Below are 13,348 nucleotides of genomic sequence, written 5' to 3'. Positions count from 1 at the left end.
GACAACCATGGAAGCCAGGGCCCAGGCGCGGTACATCCGCGTCACGCCCATGAAGGCCCGCCGCGTGGTGGACCTTATCCGTGGCATGAATGCCACGGAGGCTCAGGCGGTCCTGCGTTTCGCCCCGCAGGCCGCGAGCGTGCCGGTGGGCAAGGTGCTGGACAGCGCCATTGCCAACGCCGCGCACAACTACGACCACACCGACGCCGGCAGCCTCGTCATCTCCGAGGCGTACGTCGACGAGGGCCCGACCCTGAAGCGGTTCCGTCCGCGCGCCCAGGGCCGTGCCTACCGGATCCGCAAGCGGACCAGCCACATCACCGTGGTCGTCAGCAGCAAGGAAGGAACCCGGTAATGGGCCAGAAGGTTAACCCGCACGGGTTCCGGCTCGGCATCACCACCGACTTCAAGTCGCGGTGGTACGCCGACAAGCTGTACAAGGACTACGTCAAGGAAGACGTCGCCATTCGTCGCATGATGACGAAGGGCATGGAGCGCGCCGGTATCTCCAAGGTGGAGATCGAGCGCACCCGTGAGCGCGTCCGCGTTGACATCCACACCGCTCGTCCGGGCATCGTCATCGGCCGCCGCGGCGCCGAGGCGGACCGCATCCGCGGCGAGCTGGAGAAGCTGACCGGCAAGCAGGTCCAGCTGAACATCCTCGAGGTCAAGAACCCCGAGACCGATGCTCAGCTCGTGGCCCAGGCCGTCGCCGAGCAGCTGTCCTCCCGCGTCTCCTTCCGTCGCGCCATGCGTAAGAGCATGCAGTCGACGATGAAGGCCGGCGCCAAGGGCATCAAGATCCAGTGTGGTGGCCGTCTCGGCGGCGCCGAGATGTCCCGCTCGGAGTTCTACCGCGAGGGCCGTGTGCCCCTGCACACGCTCCGTGCGAACGTCGACTACGGCTTCTTCGAGGCCAAGACCACCTTCGGCCGCATCGGCGTGAAGGTCTGGATCTACAAGGGCGACGTCAAGAACATCGCCGAGGTGCGTGCCGAGAACGCTGCCGCCCGTGCGGGTAACCGCCCGGCTCGCGGTGGCGGCAACGACCGCCCGCGCCGCGGTGGCGAGCGTGGCGGCCGCGGTGGCCGCAAGCCGCAGCAGCAGGCCGCCGCTGCCGAGGCCCCCAAGGCCGAGGCCGCAGCCGCTGCTCCGGCGGAGACCCCCGGAACGGAGGCCTGACCGACATGCTGATCCCTCGCAGGGTCAAGCACCGCAAGCAGCACCACCCGAAGCGCAGCGGTATGGCCAAGGGTGGCACCGAGCTGGCCTTCGGTGAGTACGGCATCCAGGCCGTCACCCCGGCTTACGTGACGAACCGTCAGATCGAGTCCGCTCGTATCGCGATGACCCGTCACATCAAGCGTGGCGGCAAGGTCTGGATCAACATTTACCCGGACCGCCCGCTCACGAAGAAGCCGGCCGAAACCCGCATGGGTTCCGGTAAGGGTTCTCCGGAGTGGTGGGTCGCGAACGTCAAGCCCGGTCGGGTGATGTTCGAGCTGTCCTTCCCGAACGAAAAGGTTGCCAAGGAGGCGCTGACCCGCGCCGCCCACAAGCTTCCGATGAAGTGCCGCATCGTGCGGCGCGAGGCAGGTGAGTCGTGATGGCGGCCGGTACCAAGGCGACCGAGCTGCGCGAGCTGAATGACGAGGACCTCGTCGGCAAGCTTCGTGAGGCCAAGGAGGAGCTGTTCAACCTCCGCTTCCAGGCGGCGACCGGACAGCTCGAGAACCACGGTCGGCTCAAGTCCGTCCGTAAGGACATCGCCCGGATCTACACCCTGATGCGTGAGCGCGAGCTGGGCATCGAGACGGTGGAGAGCGCCTGATGAGCGAGAAGAATGTGACTGAGACGAACGAGCGCGGTTTCCGCAAGACCCGTGAGGGTCTCGTCGTCAGCGACAAGATGGACAAGACCGTCGTCGTCGCCGTCGAGGACCGCGTCAAGCACGCGCTGTACGGCAAGGTCATCCGCCGTACCAACAAGCTCAAGGCGCACGACGAGCAGAACGCTGCCGGCGTCGGCGACCGCGTCCTCCTGATGGAGACCCGGCCGCTGTCCGCCACCAAGCGCTGGCGCATCGTCGAGATCCTCGAGAAGGCCAAGTAATCCCTCCTAGGGGGACCCCCTAGGAACAGTTCCGCCAGGCTCGGCAGGGGCTTCGTCTCGTACGAGGCGGCGCCCCTGCCGGGAACCGGCAGACACACAGGAGATAGACGTGATCCAGCAGGAGTCGCGACTGCGGGTCGCCGACAACACTGGTGCGAAGGAGATCCTTTGCATCCGTGTTCTCGGTGGTTCCGGTCGCCGCTACGCGGGCATCGGTGACGTCATCGTCGCCACCGTGAAGGATGCGATCCCCGGTGGCAACGTGAAGAAGGGTGACGTCATCAAGGCGGTCATCGTTCGGACCGTCAAGGAGCGCCGCCGTCCGGACGGCTCGTACATCCGCTTCGACGAGAACGCGGCCGTCATCCTCAAGAACGATGGCGACCCCCGCGGCACCCGCATCTTCGGCCCCGTGGGCCGGGAGCTGCGCGAGAAGAAGTTCATGAAGATCATCTCGCTCGCGCCGGAGGTGCTGTAACCGATGAAGATCAAGAAGGGCGACCTGGTCCAGGTCATCACCGGTAAGGACAAGGGCAAGCAGGGCAAGGTCATCCAGGCCTTCCCCCGCGAGGACCGTGTCCTGGTCGAGGGTGTCAACCGGGTCAAGAAGCACACCAAGGCCGGACAGACCGCTCGTGGTTCGAAGACCGGCGGCATTGTGACGACCGAGGCCCCTGTCCACGTGAGCAACGTTCAGCTCGTCGTGGAGAAGGACGGCAACAAGGTCGTCACCCGCGTCGGATACCGCTTCGACGACGAGGGCAACAAGATCCGCGTTGCCAAGCGGACCGGTGAGGACATCTGATGACTGCCACCACCAACGCGCCGCGTCTCAAGACGCGCTACCGCGAAGAGATCGCCGGGAAGCTGAAGGACGAGTTCTCGCTCGAGAACGTCATGCAGATCCCCGGTCTGACCAAGATCGTGGTCAACATGGGTGTGGGCGACGCCGCCCGCGACTCCAAGCTGATCGAGGGCGCCATCCGCGACCTCACCACGATCACCGGACAGAAGCCGGCCGTCACCAAGGCCCGTAAGTCCATCGCGCAGTTCAAGCTGCGTGAGGGCCAGCCGATCGGTGCCCACGTCACCCTCCGCGGTGACCGCATGTGGGAGTTCCTGGACCGCCTGCTGTCGCTGGCGCTGCCGCGCATCCGCGACTTCCGTGGTCTGTCCCCGAAGCAGTTCGACGGTCGGGGCAACTACACCTTCGGTCTCACGGAGCAGGTCATGTTCCACGAGATCGACCAGGACAAGATCGACCGGACGCGGGGCATGGACATCACCGTGGTCACCACGGCGTCCAACGACGATGAGGGCCGCGCCCTGCTTCGTCACCTCGGCTTCCCGTTCAAGGAGAACTGACCGTGGCGAAGAAGGCTCTGATCGCTAAGGCGGCTCGTAAGCCGAAGTTTGCTGTCCGCGCGTACACGCGTTGCCAGCGCTGCGGCCGTCCGCACTCCGTCTACCGCAAGTTCGGCCTGTGCCGCGTGTGCCTTCGTGAGATGGCTCACCGTGGCGAGCTGCCGGGCGTGACCAAGAGCTCCTGGTAATCCCCTAGTTGGGATGACCAGAAGCTCTCGGTAAGCATTCGGCCGGCGGGCGCCCGCCCCCCTTTTCCCGTAGGGTAGAAGGGTTTGGGCGCCCCGCCGCCCGAGACCGACCGCGGGCCGAGCCCGCATAAAGTCGCTTACTACGCCGTAGGTCCCCGCGCCGCACCCGTCCCGACTCTGATCGGGGAGAGGGATGGCGCACATAGGAAACCCCGGCGAGAGAGGCCGAAGGCCAATTCATGACCATGACTGATCCCATCGCAGACATGCTGACCCGTCTGCGGAACGCGAACTCGGCATACCACGACACCGTCGTGATGCCGCACAGCAAGATCAAGTCGCACATCGCGGAGATCCTCCAGCAGGAGGGCTACATCACCGGCTGGCGCGTCGAGGACGCCGAGGTTGGCAAGAACCTCGTCCTCGAGCTGAAGTTCGGCCCGAACCGCGAGCGCTCGATCGCCGGCATCAAGCGGATCTCGAAGCCGGGCCTGCGGGTCTACGCAAAGTCCACCAACCTGCCGAAGGTCCTCGGCGGCCTGGGCGTGGCGATCATCTCCACGTCCCACGGTCTCCTGACCGGTCAGCAGGCCAGCAAGAAGGGCGTGGGTGGGGAAGTCCTCGCCTACGTCTGGTAACCAGGGAACGGAGGAATAGCTAATGTCGCGTATTGGCAAGCTGCCCATCCAGGTTCCCGCTGGTGTGGACGTCACCATCGATGGCCGTACGGTCGCGGTGAAGGGCCCCAAGGGTTCTCTCTCGCACACCGTCGCGGCGCCCATCGAGGTCGCCAAGGGTGAGGACGGTCTGATCACCGTCTCGCGCCCGAACGACGAGCGTCAGAACAAGGCCCTGCACGGCCTGTCCCGCACGCTGGTGGCGAACATGATCACCGGCGTGACCCAGGGCTTCAGCAAGGCGCTCGAGATCAGCGGTGTCGGTTACCGCGTCCAGGCGAAGGGCTCCAACCTGGAGTTCTCCCTGGGCTACAGCCACCCGATCCTGATCGAGGCCCCCGAGGGCATCTCCTTCAAGGTCGAGTCCCCGACCAAGCTCAGCGTCGAGGGCATCGACAAGCAGAAGGTCGGCGAGGTTGCGGCGAACATCCGCAAGCTGCGCAAGCCTGACCCGTACAAGGCCAAGGGCGTCAAGTACGCCGGCGAGGTCATCCGCCGCAAGGTCGGAAAGGCTGGTAAGTAAGCCATGGCATACGGTGTGAAGATCGCCAAGGGCGACGCTTACAAGCGGGCCGCCGCGAAGCGGCGCCACATCCGCATCCGTAAGCGGATTTCGGGTACCCCGGAGCGCCCGCGTCTGGTGGTGACGCGGTCCAACCGTGGCATCACCGCTCAGGTCATCGACGACATCGCGGGCCACACGCTGGCCTCGGCGTCGAGCCTGGACGCGTCGATCCGTGGTGGCGAGGGCGACAAGAGCGCTCAGGCCAAGCAGGTCGGTTCCCTGGTCGCCGAGCGTGCCAAGGCCGCCGGTGTCGAGGCCGTCGTGTTCGACCGTGGTGGCAAGCAGTACGCCGGGCGGATTGCCGCTCTGGCCGACGCCGCCCGCGAAGCCGGGCTGAAGTTCTAAGCCCCGGTTCCGGAGCTAGCGGACGTAACAGAGAGAGGTAAATCCAATGGCTGGACCCCAGCGCCGCGGGAGCGGTGCCGGTGGCGGCGAGCGGCGGGACCGGAAGGGTCGCGACGGTGGCGCTGCCGCCGAGAAGACCGCATACGTTGAGCGCGTTGTCGCGATCAACCGTGTCGCCAAGGTTGTCAAGGGTGGCCGTCGCTTCAGCTTCACCGCGCTGGTCGTGGTGGGCGATGGTGACGGCACCGTAGGTGTCGGTTACGGCAAGGCCAAGGAAGTTCCGGCTGCCATCGCCAAGGGCGTGGAAGAGGCCAAGAAGAACTTCTTCAAGGTCCCCCGTATCCAGGGCACCATCCCTCACCCCATCCAGGGCGAGAAGGCTGCGGGCGTCGTCCTGCTCAAGCCGGCTTCCCCCGGTACCGGTGTGATCGCCGGTGGCCCCGTGCGTGCCGTTCTGGAGTGCGCGGGCATCCACGACGTGCTGAGCAAGTCGCTCGGTTCGTCGAACCCGATCAACATCGTGCACGCCACGGTGGAGGCGCTCTCGGGGCTGCAGCGTCCCGAGGAGATCGCCGCCCGTCGTGGCCTGCCGCTGGAGGACGTTGCTCCCGCCGCTCTGCTGCGGGCGCGTGCCGGGGTGACCGCGTAATGGCGCACCTCAAGATCACGCAGACGAAGTCCTTCATCGGTAGCAAGCAGAACCACCGCGACACCCTCCGTTCGCTGGGCCTCAAGCGGCTCAACGACGTGGTTGTCAAGGAGGACCGCCCCGAGTTCCGCGGCATGGTGCACACCGTCCGCCACCTCGTGACGGTTGAGGAGGTCGACTGACATGGCGGAGAACAACCCGCTGAAGGTCCACAACCTCCGGCCCGCCCCGGGTGCCAAGACCGCCAAGACCCGTGTCGGTCGTGGTGAGGCGTCCAAGGGTAAGACCGCTGGTCGTGGTACCAAGGGCACGAAGGCCCGTTACCAGGTTCCGGAGCGCTTCGAGGGTGGGCAGATGCCCCTCCACATGCGCCTCCCGAAGCTGAAGGGCTTCAAGAACCCCGCCCACAAGCAGTTCCAGGTCGTGAACCTGGACAAGCTGGCCGCGCTCTACCCGCAGGGTGGCGAGGTCACGGTGACCGACCTGGTCGCCAAGGGCGCGGTGCGCAAGAACGAGCTCGTCAAGGTGCTCGGCACCGGCGAGATCTCCGTGGCGCTGCAGGTGACGGTTGACGCCGTTTCCGGCTCCGCCAAGGAGAAGATCGCCGCCGCCGGCGGCACCGTCACCGAACTCATCTGAGTTCGCTGACTCAACTGACCGGGGATGCCCATCGTTTGGGGCATCCCCGGTTGGTCGTTCCACGGGGGTATGGTCGCCGGTAAGGTGGGATGGACTGTTGTTTTCCGGGCTCTGGCCCGGACCCCCGCCGCGCGGGCCGTGTCCGCGCGGTTTTTGCCCGCTCCGTATTCGTCGATCCTCAAGACCGTCACCTCTCGCACTCAAGGCGGGAGGCGCAGGAGGCACCGTGCTCACCGCGTTCGCCCGAGCGTTCAAGACGCCCGACCTGCGCAAGAAGCTGCTGTTCACATTGGGCATCATCGTGCTCTACCGGATCGGCGCACACGTCCCGGTCCCCGGGGTCAACTATGCGAACGTCGAGACCTGCATGAAGCAGGCCGGCGGGAGCAGCGGGTTGTTCGCCCTGGTGAACATGTTCAGCGGTGGTGCGCTGCTGCAGATCACGATCTTCGCGCTGGGGATCATGCCGTACATCACGGCGAGCATCATCCTCCAGCTGCTGACCGTGGTGATCCCGCGACTGGAAGCCCTCAAGAAGGAGGGCCAGTCCGGACAGGCGAAGATCACCCAGTACACCCGCTACCTGACCGTGGCGCTCGCCATCCTGCAGGGCACCGGCCTGGTGGCCACGGCCCGCAGCGGTGCGCTCTTCCAGAGCTGCCCGGTCGCCAGCGAGATCGTCCCCAGCGACTCGATCTTCACCACGATCACCATGGTCATCACGATGACCGCCGGCACCGGTCTGATCATGTGGCTCGGTGAGCTCGTCACCGACCGCGGTATCGGCAACGGCATGTCGATCCTGATGTTCATCTCCATCGCGGCCGGCTTCCCGGGCGCCCTGTGGCAGATCAAGCTCACCGGCAAGCTGGCCGACGGCTGGATCGAGTTCTTCGCGGTGATCGCGGTCGGCCTGGCGATGGTCGCCCTGGTGGTCTTCGTCGAGCAGGCCCAGCGGCGCATCCCGGTGCAGTACGCGAAGCGGATGATCGGCCGCCGGTCCTATGGCGGTACGTCCACGTACATCCCGCTCAAGGTGAACCAGGCGGGTGTGATTCCCGTCATCTTCGCGTCATCGCTGCTCTACATTCCAGCCCTCATCGCACAGTTCAGCGGGTCGAAGGCGGCATGGGCGACGTGGATCGCCACCAACTTCACCAAGGGAAATCACCCGGTTTACATCGTTACGTACTTCCTGCTGATCGTGTTCTTCGCCTTCTTCTACGTCGCCATCAGCTTCAACCCCGAAGAAGTTGCCGACAACATGAAGAAGTATGGTGGCTTCATCCCGGGTATCCGGGCTGGTCGCCCGACGGCCGAGTACCTCAGCTACGTGCTCAACCGGATCACGTGGCCGGGCTCGCTGTACCTGGGGCTGATCGCGCTCGTACCAACAGTGGCGTTGGTGCTTTTCAACGCGAACCAGAACTTCCCGTTCGGCGGGACGAGCATCCTGATCATCGTGGGTGTGGGTCTGGAGACCGTGAAGCAGATCGAGAGCCAGCTTCAGCAGCGCAACTACGAAGGGTTCCTCCGCTGATGCGAATCGTCCTCGTCGGACCCCCGGGGGCCGGCAAGGGTACGCAGGCTGCGTACCTTGCCAAGAACCTCGAGATCCCGCACATCTCCACGGGGGACCTGTTCCGCGCCAACATCAGCCAGGGCACGCCCCTCGGCCGCGAGGCGAAGTCGTACATGGACGCCGGCAACCTGGTGCCCGACTCGGTCACCATTGCGATGGCCGAGGACCGTATGGAGCAGGCCGACGCGGCAGGCGGTTTCCTCCTGGACGGCTTCCCGCGCAACCTTGGCCAGGCCAAGGCGCTGGACGAGTACCTCAAGGACAAGAACCTCAAGCTGGACGCCGTCTTGGACCTGGAGGTCCCGGAGGACGAGGTCGTCAAGCGGATCGCCGGCCGGCGCATCTGCCGCAACGACTCCAGCCACGTCTTCCACGCGGAGTACAACAAGCCGAAGGCCGAGGGCGTCTGTGACGTCTGCGGCGGCGAGCTGTACCAGCGGGACGACGACCGCGAGGAGACCGTCCGCAAGCGGCTCGAGGTCTACCACACCGAGACCGAGCCGATCATCGACTACTACAAGGACCAGGACCTGGTCGTCACCATCCCCGCCATGGGGAAGGTCGACGAGGTCACCCGGCGCTCCATGGCGGCCCTGCCGTCGCGGGACGCGTAGCAGCACACGGTCTCCGATACGGCCGCGGTGCCCGCAAGGGCTACCGCGGCCGTATCGTGTACGGGGCGGTCGTCACGGCCGCCGGATATGCGTTGCAGTCGGTTCAGGAAGGCGCCAGCCGTCATGGTGGAGATCAAGACCCCCGAGCAGATCGCGAAGATGCGCGAGGCGGGGCTGGTGGTCGCCGCCATTCACGCGGCGACCCGCGAGGCCGCGGTGCCCGGCGCCACGACCAAGGACCTGGACGACGCGGCACGCAAGGTGCTCGCCGAGCACGGAGCGAAGTCGAACTTCCTCGGTTACGGCGGCTTCCCCGCGACGATCTGCACCTCGGTCAACGATGTCGTGGTCCACGGCATCCCCGACACCGAGACGGTGCTGCAGAACGGCGACATCATCTCCATCGACTGCGGCGCGATCATCGACGGCTGGCACGGCGACGCGGCGTACACCGCCTTCGTCGGCTCCGGCCACTCCGCGGAGCTGGTCGAGCTGAGCCGGGTCACCGAGGAGTCGATGTGGGCCGGTATCGCGGCGGTCGCCAAGGGCAACCGGCTGGTCGACATCTCCAAGGCGATCGAGGGCTACATCCGCCGCCAGCCGCGCCCCGCCGGCGGTAAGTACGGCATCGTCGAGGACTACGGCGGCCACGGCATCGGCTCGCAGATGCACATGGACCCGCACCTGCTGAACTACGTCGACCGCAAGCGCGGCCGCGGCCCCAAGCTGGTGCCCGGCTTCTGCATCGCCATCGAGCCGATGGTCAATCTCGGCACGGCCAAGACGCACGTCCTCGACGACGACTGGACGGTCAAGTCGAACGACGGCAGCTGGTCCTCGCACTGGGAGCACTCGGTCGCGCTGACCGAGGACGGCCCGCTGGTGCTGACCGCGCCGGACGGCGGCAAGGCCAAGCTCGCCGAGCTGGGGATCACCGCGGCGCCCGACCCTTCCCCAAGGTCTTAAGGACCAGGGGAGACCCCAATGCCTGACCCGCTCACTGGCCCGACCCGCCTGGCGGCCCGGCTCGCCCGGCGTTCCGACGCGCCCGGCCGACCGGCCCCGGGCGTAAGGATCTCCCCGGGTGGGCAATAATCCTGGATTCGTCTTTTGCTGAGCGCTGACGTAGACTAACGCGTCGGCTCTCGTGCATCCGTATGCCCTCTTGGTCGAGGGTGTGGTGCGGGATAGTCGATCAAGGTAGCCGATTCGAAGGGCGAAGCGTGGCCAAGAAGCAAGGTGCCATCGAGATCGAGGGCACCGTGATCGAGTCCCTCCCGAACGCCATGTTCAAGGTGGAGCTCCAGAACGGTCACAAGGTCCTCGCGCACATCAGCGGAAAGATGCGGATGCACTACATCCGTATCCTCCCGGATGACCGGGTCGTCGTGGAGCTCTCTCCCTACGACCTGACGCGTGGCCGGATCGTCTACCGCTACAAGTAGATCTTGTCGGCGCCCCGCTCCCGTGGGGTGACGGCACTGACCCGGAGAACCTCACATCCCATGAAGGTCAAGCCGAGCGTCAAGAAGATCTGCGACAAGTGCAAGGTGATCCGCCGTCACGGCCGGGTCATGGTCATCTGCGACAACCTGCGCCACAAGCAGCGCCAGGGCTGACGCACGCCGACCACCTGCATTTCGCAGTTTTCGCGCGACGCAAGCACACACGTACATACGCAGTCACCCGACCCCCGCATCACTCGCGTGGGGACGACACCCCCGGCTCGGAGGCCGGGGACCCGGCTCGTAATTCTGCAGAGTCTTACGGGAACGGTGCTGCGGAAGACCTCCGAATAGCCATCAGGAGCCACATCAATGGCACGCCTCGCAGGCGTTGATCTCCCGCGCGAAAAGCGTGTGGAGGTCGCCCTCACCTACGTCTTCGGTATCGGGCGGACGCTGTCGCAGCAGACTCTCGCCGCCACCGGCGTGAACCCGAACACCCGTGTTCGCGACCTTGCCGAGGAAGACCTCATCAAGATCCGCGAGTACGTGGACAACAACCTCAAGACCGAGGGTGACCTCCGTCGCGAGATCCAGGCCGACATCCGCCGCAAGGTGGAGATCGGCTGCTACCAGGGTCTGCGTCACCGCCGCGGTCTGCCGGTGCACGGTCAGCGCACCAGCACGAACGCGCGTACCCGCAAGGGCCCGCGTCGCGCGATCGCCGGCAAGAAGAAGCCGGGCAAGAAGTAGTCCTCAGCAGGACGCACTGTGTGCTCCGGGGGACGCCCCCCGGGCCCCTGCAAGCGGTCTTCGCTGTAGGACCGACCACCTCCACGGGAGTAATGAATGCCTCCGAAGGGCCGTACGGCCGGCGCCAAGAAGGTGCGCCGCAAGGAGAAGAAGAACGTTGCCCACGGGCACGCTCACATCAAGAGCACGTTCAACAACACGATCGTTTCGATCACGGACCCCACGGGCAACGTGATCTCTTGGGCCTCGGCCGGCCACGTCGGCTTCAAGGGCTCGCGCAAGTCCACCCCCTTCGCCGCGCAGATGGCCGCCGAGTCGGCCGCCCGCCGCGCGCAGGAGCACGGCATGCGCAAGGTCGACGTCTTCGTCAAGGGTCCCGGCTCCGGCCGTGAGACCGCGATCCGCTCCCTCCAGGCCACCGGCCTCGAGGTGGGTTCGATCCAGGACGTCACCCCCACTCCGCACAACGGATGCCGCCCGCCCAAGCGCCGGCGCGTCTGACGCACTGAGGTAACGGAGACAACTGGAAAATGGCGCGATACACCGGGGCCGACTGCAAGCGTTGCCGTCGGGAGAAGCAGAAGCTCTTCCTCAAGGGGAGCAAGTGCGAGAGCGCGAAGTGCCCGATTGAGATCCGTCCTTACCCCCCGGGTGAGCACGGTCGCGGGCGCACCAAGGACAGCGAGTACCTGCTCCAGCTTCGTGAGAAGCAGAAGTGCAGCCGTATCTACGGTGTCCTGGAGAAGCAGTTCGTGAACTACTACAAGGAAGCGAACCAGAAGACCGGCAAGACCGGTGAGAACCTTCTGCGCATCCTTGAGACCCGCCTCGACAACGTGGTCTACCGGGCCGGCTTTGCCAAGTCCCGCGACCACGCCCGTCAGCTGGTCCGTCACGGACACATCACGGTGAACGGCCGCAAGACCGACATTCCGTCGGCTCGCGTGGCCGTGAACGACATCGTCGAGGTCCGCCAGGCCTCTCGGAACCTGACCCCGTTCGCGGTGGCGCAGGCCGAGGCCGGCGAGAGGACCGTTCCGGCCTGGCTGGAAGCGATCCCCTCCAACCTGCGGATCCTCGTGCACAGCATGCCCGAGCGCCAGGTGATCGACACCCAGGTGCAGGAGCAGCTGATCGTTGAGCTCTACTCCAAGTAAGAGCTGACCGGTGGGGGCGGTACGGAGCCGATGGCGCCGTACCGCCCGTACCCTTGTCAGTACAGCGGGCGTCAAATAGCGGGCGTCCACGACTGAAGGATCGAACACCATGCTGATTGCTCAGCGTCCCTCGCTGACCGAAGAGGTCGTCGACGAATACCGCTCCCGGTTCGTGATCGAGCCGCTGGAGCCGGGCTTCGGCTACACCCTCGGCAACTCCCTGCGTCGGACCCTCCTGTCCTCGATTCCGGGTGCGGCGGTCACGTCCATCCGCATCGACGGTGTCCTGCACGAGTTCACCACCGTGCCGGGCGTCAAGGAGGACGTCACCGACCTCATCCTCAACATCAAGCAGCTGGTCGTCTCCTCGGAGCACGACGAGCCGGTCGTGATGTACCTGCGCAAGCAGGGCCCCGGCCTGGTCACCGCCGCGGACATCGCCCCGCCGGCCGGTGTCGAGGTGCACAACCCGGACCTGGTCCTCGCCACGCTCAACGGCAAGGGCAAGCTGGAGATGGAGCTGACCGTCGAGCGCGGTCGCGGCTACGTCTCCGCCGTCCAGAACAAGCAGGTGGGCCAGGAGATCGGCCGTATCCCGGTCGACTCCATCTACTCGCCGGTGCTCAAGGTCACGTACAAGGTCGAGGCGACCCGTGTCGAGCAGCGCACCGACTTCGACAAGCTGATCGTCGACGTCGAGACCAAGCAGGCCATGCGCCCGCGTGACGCCATGGCGTCCGCCGGTAAGACCCTGGTCGAGCTGTTCGGTCTGGCGCGTGAGCTCAACATCGACGCCGAGGGCATCGACATGGGCCCGTCCCCGACGGATGCCGCCCTGGCCGCCGACCTGGCGCTGCCGATCGAGGAGCTGGAGCTCACGGTCCGCTCGTACAACTGCCTCAAGCGTGAGGGCATCCACTCCGTGGGTGAGCTCGTGGCGCGCTCCGAGGCCGACCTGCTCGACATCCGCAACTTCGGTGCGAAGTCGATCGACGAGGTCAAGGCGAAGCTGGCCGGCATGGGCCTGGCCCTCAAGGACAGCCCGCCCGGATTCGACCCGACCGCCGCGGCGGACGCGTTCGGCGCGGACGACGACGCGGATGCGGGCTTCGTCGAGACCGAGCAGTACTAAGGGCTCGGGCCTTTCGGTCCGTACCCGGGTGCGGGTGCGCTGTGGCTTGTCGCGCAGTTCCCCGCGCCCCTTCCGGGAGCGCCCTTCGGGGCCGCTCCCGGTCTCTGACGGACAACCGTCTGCTC

At 66.0% G+C, this 13,348-nt stretch carries 24 protein-coding genes; all 24 read left to right on the top strand.

Annotation, left to right across the window (positions count from 1 at the left end; genetic code table 11):
- Positions 1–7 precede the first annotated feature (7 nt).
- The 24 genes from rplV to CFW40_RS14965 all read left to right on the top strand — a co-directional run bounded on the left by rplV (position 8) and on the right by CFW40_RS14965 (position 13,223).
- On the top strand, positions 8–355 hold the full coding sequence (rplV, locus tag CFW40_RS15085; protein ID WP_037839423.1) for a 50S ribosomal protein L22: 348 nt from the start codon (positions 8–10) through the stop codon (positions 353–355).
- Positions 355–1,182, top strand: a complete 828-nt coding sequence (gene rpsC, locus CFW40_RS15080) for a 30S ribosomal protein S3 (protein WP_088798406.1) — start codon at positions 355–357, stop codon at positions 1,180–1,182. The genes rplV and rpsC overlap by 1 nt, the downstream gene beginning before the upstream one ends.
- 5 nt (positions 1,183–1,187) lie before the next feature.
- The gene (gene rplP, locus CFW40_RS15075) at positions 1,188–1,607 is read left to right on the top strand and encodes a 50S ribosomal protein L16 (RefSeq protein WP_006604880.1); all 420 of its coding nucleotides are present in this window, start codon (positions 1,188–1,190) and stop codon (positions 1,605–1,607) included.
- A complete protein-coding gene (gene rpmC, locus CFW40_RS15070; RefSeq protein WP_018090896.1) occupies positions 1,607–1,831 on the top strand; it encodes a 50S ribosomal protein L29 in 225 nt (74 codons plus the stop codon). Before rplP ends, rpmC begins: the two co-directional genes overlap by 1 nt.
- Positions 1,831–2,112, top strand: a complete 282-nt coding sequence (gene rpsQ, locus CFW40_RS15065) for a 30S ribosomal protein S17 (protein ID WP_006604882.1) — start codon at positions 1,831–1,833, stop codon at positions 2,110–2,112. Before rpmC ends, rpsQ begins: the two co-directional genes overlap by 1 nt.
- Before the next feature lie 109 nt (positions 2,113–2,221).
- Complete coding sequence (rplN, locus tag CFW40_RS15060) at positions 2,222–2,590, top strand: 50S ribosomal protein L14 (protein ID WP_003992364.1); 369 nt, start codon at positions 2,222–2,224, stop codon at positions 2,588–2,590.
- Positions 2,591–2,593: 3 nt separating this feature from the next.
- On the top strand, positions 2,594–2,917 hold the full coding sequence (gene rplX / locus CFW40_RS15055) for a 50S ribosomal protein L24 (protein ID WP_006604883.1): 324 nt from the start codon (positions 2,594–2,596) through the stop codon (positions 2,915–2,917).
- Entirely contained in the window at positions 2,917–3,477 is a 561-nt protein-coding gene (gene rplE / locus CFW40_RS15050; protein ID WP_086717611.1) for a 50S ribosomal protein L5, read from the top strand. Before rplX ends, rplE begins: the two co-directional genes overlap by 1 nt.
- A gap of 2 nt (positions 3,478–3,479) precedes the next feature.
- The gene (locus tag CFW40_RS15045; RefSeq protein ID WP_004571834.1) at positions 3,480–3,665 is read left to right on the top strand and encodes a type Z 30S ribosomal protein S14; all 186 of its coding nucleotides are present in this window, start codon (positions 3,480–3,482) and stop codon (positions 3,663–3,665) included.
- Between the two features lie 239 nt (positions 3,666–3,904).
- Positions 3,905–4,303: a 30S ribosomal protein S8 gene (gene rpsH / locus CFW40_RS15035; protein WP_006604885.1), complete on the top strand. Its 399-nt coding sequence runs from the start codon at positions 3,905–3,907 to the stop codon at positions 4,301–4,303.
- A 22-nt stretch (positions 4,304–4,325) separates the two neighbouring features.
- Positions 4,326–4,865, top strand: a complete 540-nt coding sequence (rplF, locus tag CFW40_RS15030) for a 50S ribosomal protein L6 (RefSeq protein ID WP_088798405.1) — start codon at positions 4,326–4,328, stop codon at positions 4,863–4,865.
- A 3-nt stretch (positions 4,866–4,868) separates the two neighbouring features.
- The gene (gene rplR / locus CFW40_RS15025) at positions 4,869–5,252 is read left to right on the top strand and encodes a 50S ribosomal protein L18 (RefSeq protein WP_088798404.1); all 384 of its coding nucleotides are present in this window, start codon (positions 4,869–4,871) and stop codon (positions 5,250–5,252) included.
- Positions 5,253–5,298: 46 nt separating this feature from the next.
- The gene (rpsE, locus tag CFW40_RS15020; protein WP_088798403.1) at positions 5,299–5,901 is read left to right on the top strand and encodes a 30S ribosomal protein S5; all 603 of its coding nucleotides are present in this window, start codon (positions 5,299–5,301) and stop codon (positions 5,899–5,901) included.
- Positions 5,901–6,083 carry a 50S ribosomal protein L30 gene (rpmD, locus tag CFW40_RS15015; RefSeq protein ID WP_030074796.1) on the top strand — a complete coding sequence of 61 codons (183 nt, stop codon included), beginning with the start codon at positions 5,901–5,903 and terminating at the stop codon, positions 6,081–6,083. The genes rpsE and rpmD overlap by 1 nt, the downstream gene beginning before the upstream one ends.
- Before the next feature lies 1 nt (position 6,084).
- The gene (gene rplO, locus CFW40_RS15010) at positions 6,085–6,540 is read left to right on the top strand and encodes a 50S ribosomal protein L15 (protein ID WP_088798402.1); all 456 of its coding nucleotides are present in this window, start codon (positions 6,085–6,087) and stop codon (positions 6,538–6,540) included.
- Positions 6,541–6,766: 226 nt separating this feature from the next.
- The gene (gene secY / locus CFW40_RS15005) at positions 6,767–8,080 is read left to right on the top strand and encodes a preprotein translocase subunit SecY (RefSeq protein WP_088798401.1); all 1,314 of its coding nucleotides are present in this window, start codon (positions 6,767–6,769) and stop codon (positions 8,078–8,080) included.
- Positions 8,080–8,736 carry an adenylate kinase gene (locus CFW40_RS15000; protein ID WP_088798400.1) on the top strand — a complete coding sequence of 219 codons (657 nt, stop codon included), beginning with the start codon at positions 8,080–8,082 and terminating at the stop codon, positions 8,734–8,736. The genes secY and CFW40_RS15000 overlap by 1 nt, the downstream gene beginning before the upstream one ends.
- A 123-nt stretch (positions 8,737–8,859) precedes the next feature.
- Positions 8,860–9,702, top strand: a complete 843-nt coding sequence (map, locus tag CFW40_RS14995) for a type I methionyl aminopeptidase (RefSeq protein WP_088798399.1) — start codon at positions 8,860–8,862, stop codon at positions 9,700–9,702.
- Between the two features lie 257 nt (positions 9,703–9,959).
- A complete protein-coding gene (infA, locus tag CFW40_RS14990) occupies positions 9,960–10,181 on the top strand; it encodes a translation initiation factor IF-1 (RefSeq protein ID WP_003956442.1) in 222 nt (73 codons plus the stop codon).
- 60 nt (positions 10,182–10,241) lie between these two features.
- Complete coding sequence (gene rpmJ / locus CFW40_RS14985) at positions 10,242–10,355, top strand: 50S ribosomal protein L36 (RefSeq protein ID WP_003956441.1); 114 nt, start codon at positions 10,242–10,244, stop codon at positions 10,353–10,355.
- A 198-nt stretch (positions 10,356–10,553) separates the two neighbouring features.
- Positions 10,554–10,934: a 30S ribosomal protein S13 gene (gene rpsM / locus CFW40_RS14980; protein ID WP_030074809.1), complete on the top strand. Its 381-nt coding sequence runs from the start codon at positions 10,554–10,556 to the stop codon at positions 10,932–10,934.
- A gap of 96 nt (positions 10,935–11,030) precedes the next feature.
- A complete protein-coding gene (rpsK, locus tag CFW40_RS14975) occupies positions 11,031–11,435 on the top strand; it encodes a 30S ribosomal protein S11 (RefSeq protein WP_004571845.1) in 405 nt (134 codons plus the stop codon).
- A 29-nt stretch (positions 11,436–11,464) separates the two neighbouring features.
- Positions 11,465–12,091, top strand: a complete 627-nt coding sequence (gene rpsD, locus CFW40_RS14970; RefSeq protein WP_088798398.1) for a 30S ribosomal protein S4 — start codon at positions 11,465–11,467, stop codon at positions 12,089–12,091.
- A gap of 109 nt (positions 12,092–12,200) precedes the next feature.
- Entirely contained in the window at positions 12,201–13,223 is a 1,023-nt protein-coding gene (locus CFW40_RS14965; RefSeq protein WP_003956430.1) for a DNA-directed RNA polymerase subunit alpha, read from the top strand.
- Positions 13,224–13,348: the final 125 nt, after the last annotated feature.

This window comes from Streptomyces sp. 2114.4 (assembly GCF_900187385.1).
Taxonomy (GTDB): domain Bacteria; phylum Actinomycetota; class Actinomycetes; order Streptomycetales; family Streptomycetaceae; genus Streptomyces; species Streptomyces mooreae.
The sequence above is the reverse complement of the archived record's forward strand: the minus strand, read 5'-3'. Positions and strand labels throughout refer to the sequence as shown.

Bases quoted from the DNA above. Each gene is read 5' to 3' on its own strand.
- rplV (WP_037839423.1), top strand. From the start codon at position 8: ATGGAAGCCAGGGCCCAGGCGCGGTACATCCGCGTCACGCCCATGAAG.
- rpsC (WP_088798406.1), top strand. From the start codon at position 355: ATGGGCCAGAAGGTTAACCCGCACGGGTTCCGGCTCGGCATCACCACC.
- rplP (WP_006604880.1), top strand. From the start codon at position 1,188: ATGCTGATCCCTCGCAGGGTCAAGCACCGCAAGCAGCACCACCCGAAG.
- rpmC (WP_018090896.1), top strand. From the start codon at position 1,607: ATGGCGGCCGGTACCAAGGCGACCGAGCTGCGCGAGCTGAATGACGAG.
- rpsQ (WP_006604882.1), top strand. From the start codon at position 1,831: ATGAGCGAGAAGAATGTGACTGAGACGAACGAGCGCGGTTTCCGCAAG.
- rplX (WP_006604883.1), top strand. From the start codon at position 2,594: ATGAAGATCAAGAAGGGCGACCTGGTCCAGGTCATCACCGGTAAGGAC.
- rplE (WP_086717611.1), top strand. From the start codon at position 2,917: ATGACTGCCACCACCAACGCGCCGCGTCTCAAGACGCGCTACCGCGAA.
- rpsH (WP_006604885.1), top strand. From the start codon at position 3,905: ATGACCATGACTGATCCCATCGCAGACATGCTGACCCGTCTGCGGAAC.
- rplF (WP_088798405.1), top strand. From the start codon at position 4,326: ATGTCGCGTATTGGCAAGCTGCCCATCCAGGTTCCCGCTGGTGTGGAC.
- rplR (WP_088798404.1), top strand. From the start codon at position 4,869: ATGGCATACGGTGTGAAGATCGCCAAGGGCGACGCTTACAAGCGGGCC.
- rpsE (WP_088798403.1), top strand. From the start codon at position 5,299: ATGGCTGGACCCCAGCGCCGCGGGAGCGGTGCCGGTGGCGGCGAGCGG.
- rpmD (WP_030074796.1), top strand. From the start codon at position 5,901: ATGGCGCACCTCAAGATCACGCAGACGAAGTCCTTCATCGGTAGCAAG.
- rplO (WP_088798402.1), top strand. From the start codon at position 6,085: ATGGCGGAGAACAACCCGCTGAAGGTCCACAACCTCCGGCCCGCCCCG.
- CFW40_RS15000 (WP_088798400.1), top strand. From the start codon at position 8,080: ATGCGAATCGTCCTCGTCGGACCCCCGGGGGCCGGCAAGGGTACGCAG.
- map (WP_088798399.1), top strand. From the start codon at position 8,860: ATGGTGGAGATCAAGACCCCCGAGCAGATCGCGAAGATGCGCGAGGCG.
- rpmJ (WP_003956441.1), top strand. From the start codon at position 10,242: ATGAAGGTCAAGCCGAGCGTCAAGAAGATCTGCGACAAGTGCAAGGTG.
- rpsM (WP_030074809.1), top strand. From the start codon at position 10,554: ATGGCACGCCTCGCAGGCGTTGATCTCCCGCGCGAAAAGCGTGTGGAG.
- rpsK (WP_004571845.1), top strand. From the start codon at position 11,031: ATGCCTCCGAAGGGCCGTACGGCCGGCGCCAAGAAGGTGCGCCGCAAG.
- rpsD (WP_088798398.1), top strand. From the start codon at position 11,465: ATGGCGCGATACACCGGGGCCGACTGCAAGCGTTGCCGTCGGGAGAAG.
- CFW40_RS14965 (WP_003956430.1), top strand. From the start codon at position 12,201: ATGCTGATTGCTCAGCGTCCCTCGCTGACCGAAGAGGTCGTCGACGAA.